This is a genomic window from Bacillus sp. 05T22 (assembly GCF_056396765.1).
This window is the reverse complement of sequence record NZ_JBFTMC010000183.1, coordinates 1-4,743: the sequence shown is the minus strand read 5'-3', so window position 1 is coordinate 4,743 and position 4,743 is coordinate 1. Positions and strand designations below refer to the sequence as shown.

Genomic DNA, 4,743 nt, shown 5'->3' with positions numbered 1-4,743 from the left:
TACATACTCTATGTGAACAATTTAAAATGTATGCATGTCTCAAATACCTATTCTAGAAAGACAATGGTAATTCCTCTAAAGAACGCATTAAATAATTACCTTGCCATTTCACTTTTTCTCGCTCCCTTTTTATTTGGATGTTTGGCATACGGTTTAGCAATGTAGAAATTGCAATTTTGGCCTCTAAACGAGCAAGCGGTGCTCCTAAACAAAAATGACTTCCCTGTCCAAATGCAATGTGATGGTTATTTTTTCTCGTAATATCAAAAACATCTGGATTCACAAAGACATTCCCATCACGATTTGCTGAGGCTAATGAAATGATAACCATATCTCCTTTTTTAATTTCTTGATCATGAATCATAAAAGGTTCAGCTGCCCAGCGCGCTGTCGTAACTTCAACAGGTGAATAAAAGCGTAATCCTTCTTCAATCGCTGAATCAATAAGCTCTGGCTTTTCTTTTAATAATTGCAGTTGATCTGGATGCTCTAACAATGCTAGAACTGTATTCGTAATGAGATTCACAGTTGTTTCATGTCCAGCTACAATAAGCAACATAATCATTGAATAAAGCTCTGGTGCACTTAATTTACTTCCTTCGCTTTCCGCCTGAATTAATCCACTAACTAAGTCTTCTTTCGGCTCTTTCCTTTTTACATCCACTAAATATTGAAGATATGTAATAAACTCGGATAATTTTTCTTCATTTTCCTTTATTTCCTCTGGTGTTTCAGGGGAAGCAATTACCGCATGAGACCATATTCTAAATTTTTCTTGATCATCTTTTGGAACGCCAAGCATTTCACTAATTACATTGATTGATAATGGAAAGGCGTAGTCATTAACAAGATTTAGGGAATGCTTATATTCTACATGGTCTAATAAAGTATCTGCGATATTCTGAATACGTTCATCTAATTGTAAAATCATTTTAGGAGTAAAAGCCTTTTGAACTAGTGCCCTTAAACGACTATGATCAGGAGGATCTGAATTCAACATATGTTTTGTTAAATGATCACCGTTTTCAAGAGAAAAGAATGGTTTCAAGTCTTCTTGAGAAAATACATTCTCTAGATTTTTCTTCAAACGAGAATCTTTTAAAAGTGGCAAAGCATCTTCATATCTTGTAATAAGCCATTCTGTACCCAGTTCACTTTTATTTACGAACAAAATAGGTTGTAATTTACGTGATTCCTTATAAATTTCATAAGCACCTTCTTTAAAACCTGCAGAGGCTAACTGAATACCATCTTCTATTTTGAAGCCAACTTTGTTTTTAAAAGACATTGCATTCCCTCACTCTCATCTATTTGTGAAAAGCAATTTAACATATGAATTATAACTTATAAAGAGAGGGAAGATTGTAAATATTTCGTTATAATCTTACTTTGTATATTGAAAAACAATTTAATAAAAAAACAAGCAATAAGAAGAGATCTTCCTCTTATCGCTTGTTTTATCACTAAGCAAAACACATGAAATTACTAATTTGTTGGTATCGATAACTCACTTTTCGGCGCCGCCCAGCTTGCCATGTGTAGCCTGACACGCCATTTCGTCTGACTTCCGTTGGAAAAAACCATAAATCCCTCCCAAATGGACCTGGGCGATGTAAACGTAAGTAGCCCCATCTTCCTAAACAATTACACATCCATGATTTTATATTACTGCTTTGCGCAGGAGCAGCGAATGTTGATGGTACAGAAGGAGCTTGTGATGGTGGTGGTGATGTGGGGGCATCTTCTGCATCATCGGGTCGATATTCCTCAAGTTCCACATCCCTCATTTCATCAGATGTTTCATAACCAGAAATTTGTGGGTTATAGTATGCTGTTTGATTATAATCTACATATGGAAAATACGTTGGTTGATTATACATAAAAAACTCACCTCTTATAATTTATTACTTTATCCAATCATATGTTGTATCGCTTTTAGATGTAGCTTATTTATGTAGCCCAAAATAAAGCGGAGATATTTAAGTGTTCAATCAACCAATCTTCTCATCTTGAAGGAAAAAAGATGTCAAACTCTATCTCTTAAATCAAAGAAGTCGAAATGAGTTTTGATTAAACTTTTTATAAAACGCAGAGATTATTTAAAAAAGGATTTATTTTAACTAAACTATATCCAAAGGTCTATGATACAAAAAACTGGAGGAAAGCCAATATACATTAGAAAGAAAATCCCATTTAAAAATATAAATTCTAGTTTACAAAGGTGATTAATAGTTTAAGTTTTTCAAGTATTGTACTATGATATATTTAATTTCATTATTTAAGTTAAGCAAGAGTATGGGGCATTGTCCCTTACTCTACTATACATTCTAGAGAACATCTGACTTAAGGAGTTGTTATAATGGCACGTGTTTTATTTATTAATGGTGGATCAGAAGGACATATCAATCCAACAATTGGAGTTGTACAAGAGCTTATTTCGCGTGGAGAAGAGGTAGTATACTTTTCGATAGAAGCTTTTCGAGAGCGTATTGAAAAGACGGGAGCCAATGTACGAACATTTGACGATCAAAAATTTTTAAGAGCCTTTATCTCAGGTGGAAGAAATTATTTATCCGAAAGAATCAATGGTCTTTTACATACGGCGGATATCATTATACCTAGCGTTCTTGAACAGATTCAGGGAGAACATTTTGATTACATCATTCACGATTCTATGTTTGGTTGTGGACGTTTACTTTCCCAAATTCTAAAGCTCCCTGCAATTAATTCGTGCACATCTTTTGCGCAGACTGAAAGATCATTTGAAAGAATGTTAGAACAACTTTCGCAAAATATCCCAACAGAAATTGCAAAAAGGATAAATAATGATTTTCAAATCCTAACAACAAAAATTAAAGAAAAATATGGTGTTGAAATCACTTCTCCTTATGAAGTTTTTTGTAATCCTGCACTACTTACAATTGTTTATACAACTAGGGAGTTTCAACCTTTTGGAGAAGTATTTGACCAAACATACAAATTTGTAGGGCCATCCATCTCTACACAATCAACAAAAGAAAACTTTGACTTTACTACAATCAAAGGAAAAAGCCCCATTTACATTTCACTAGGTACGGTTTTTAATCAGGCAATTGATTTCTATAAGCTTTGTTTTAAGGCATTTGAGAATACTGACCACACTGTTGTTATGTCTATTGGGGAAAAAACTCAAATATCTGATTTAGGAGAGATTCCTAAAAACTTCATTGTGAAAAATTATGTCCCACAAACTGAGGTACTTAAATACACTAAATTATTTATCACACATGGCGGAATGAACAGTACCAATGAAGGTCTCTATTACGGGATTCCACTAATTGTAATCCCACAAAGCGCGGATCAGCCGGTAATTGCTCAACAAGTTGCGAATCTTGGAAGCGGCATTACATTACAAATGCAAGAGTTGACTGCAAATCAACTAAGTGAAACTGTAGATCATGTGTTAAGAGATTCATCTTTCCATAAAGCTGTTGCTGATATTAAAGAGTCCTTTCAAAAATCAGGCGGGTATCAGCAAGCTGTTGATGAGATTTTCAAATTTAAACATGAATATGGTATATAATATAAAAAACTTCTATATACAAAAAAGTGCTTATGTTATGTCACATAAGCACTTTTTGCTATTAACTAACTAGTGTAAGTTACCTACTCTATATTCGAAATTTGTCACTTTTTTAAACGGACACTATAATAGCGCATCGCTTTCAAAGTCCCTTTCATTTCGAATACACCTTGCTCAATTAATGTACGTAAGCGAAATTCGAGAAAAACATCCCCTACTGACTGTTCTATCTGACCAAGAACCTCCCCAATAAGCCTCGCTGATTTATAAAATTGTTCTTCTGCTCTTTCTTTCTCCAGGTTCTTTGCACATTCAATGATAAAAGAATCGAAGTAAGTTTCTTGCACAGATGAAACTTTATGATCTTCCCAAATTCGTAATGAATTTTTCGTTTCAGAAAGCAGCTTCCATTCTTGTTCTAATTGTTTTCGTGATTTTTCAGTAAGTACTGTACCCTTCTCATACGTCTCGTAAATTGTTGCTAGCTGCTCGGGCGTTAATGCACCCGTCCCGTGAATCTCATGAATTTCATTCTCTTTTTGAAACAACTCTCTATGAGCTTCTGATGTATTAATGATTCGAATATTTTTCTTATTTCTCAAATGAACAATTGCAAAACATAGTCCAACATGTTCATTTGCATTCTCTCCACTCCAAATCGTAATTGGTATATCCATTGGAATAGACTGTAGTTCTTTTAATGATTGAATAAACTTTGGTAAATATTCTTCTTCAAAATATAAATCTTCTAAATTTAAGTTTTTCGATAACCATTGCTGTCTCAAATGTTGTCCAGCGATTGTCTCCAGCTGATTGATTGGACCAATCGAAAAAAACTCTGAAAATGAAATAACATACTCTTGCTGCAATTTCTTTTTCTTTAACATGTACTTTAAACAGCCTGCACTAGATTCCCCAAAAGTAATATGAATGTGCGTGCTCTCGGATATATTTTTCTTATGCAATTTATAATCTAGCAATTCGTTCGGAATGCTCGTTAAATATGTAAATGAATCTTCGTTGTAATTATTTTTTAACAAATCTAATTGCACTAAAATACCTTGAAGCAACTCTTTCGCTTCATCTTCTTGCATTTCATTGACGACTTTTTTTATTTTTTCTATTGTTTCTATCATTTATTTCCCTCTATTCATAAAATGCTGTAATGCTTAGTGTAACAT

The 4,743-nt window shown here is 33.7% G+C and carries 4 protein-coding genes; 1 reads left to right on the top strand and 3 read right to left on the bottom strand.

Going from position 1 to position 4,743, the window contains the following annotated elements; genetic code table 11:
* Positions 1-52: 52 nt before the first annotated feature.
* Both AC1DIT_RS27110 and AC1DIT_RS27105 read right to left on the bottom strand, forming a co-directional pair.
* The gene (locus AC1DIT_RS27110; RefSeq protein ID WP_016115023.1) at positions 53-1,288 is read right to left on the bottom strand and encodes a cytochrome P450 family protein; all 1,236 of its coding nucleotides are present in this window, start codon (positions 1,286-1,288) and stop codon (positions 53-55) included.
* Positions 1,289-1,463: 175 nt separating this feature from the next.
* Positions 1,464-1,880, bottom strand: a complete 417-nt coding sequence (locus tag AC1DIT_RS27105; RefSeq protein ID WP_016115024.1) for a hypothetical protein — start codon at positions 1,878-1,880, stop codon at positions 1,464-1,466.
* Positions 1,881-2,359: 479 nt separating this feature from the next.
* On the opposite strand from AC1DIT_RS27105, the gene AC1DIT_RS27100 reads away from it, so the two are divergent.
* Complete coding sequence (locus tag AC1DIT_RS27100; RefSeq protein ID WP_016132837.1) at positions 2,360-3,562, top strand: macrolide family glycosyltransferase; 1,203 nt, start codon at positions 2,360-2,362, stop codon at positions 3,560-3,562.
* 104 nt (positions 3,563-3,666) lie between these two features.
* Here the strand turns inward: AC1DIT_RS27100 and AC1DIT_RS27095 are convergent, their stop codons facing one another.
* The gene (locus tag AC1DIT_RS27095) at positions 3,667-4,698 is read right to left on the bottom strand and encodes a DUF1835 domain-containing protein (protein ID WP_016132838.1); all 1,032 of its coding nucleotides are present in this window, start codon (positions 4,696-4,698) and stop codon (positions 3,667-3,669) included.
* Positions 4,699-4,743 lie beyond the last annotated feature (45 nt).

Coding starts and splice junctions, on each gene's coding strand:
- AC1DIT_RS27110 (WP_016115023.1), bottom strand. CDS start 1,288: ATGTCTTTTAAAAACAAAGTTGGCTTCAAAATAGAAGATGGTATTCAG.
- AC1DIT_RS27105 (WP_016115024.1), bottom strand. CDS start 1,880: ATGTATAATCAACCAACGTATTTTCCATATGTAGATTATAATCAAACA.
- AC1DIT_RS27100 (WP_016132837.1), top strand. CDS start 2,360: ATGGCACGTGTTTTATTTATTAATGGTGGATCAGAAGGACATATCAAT.
- AC1DIT_RS27095 (WP_016132838.1), bottom strand. CDS start 4,698: ATGATAGAAACAATAGAAAAAATAAAAAAAGTCGTCAATGAAATGCAA.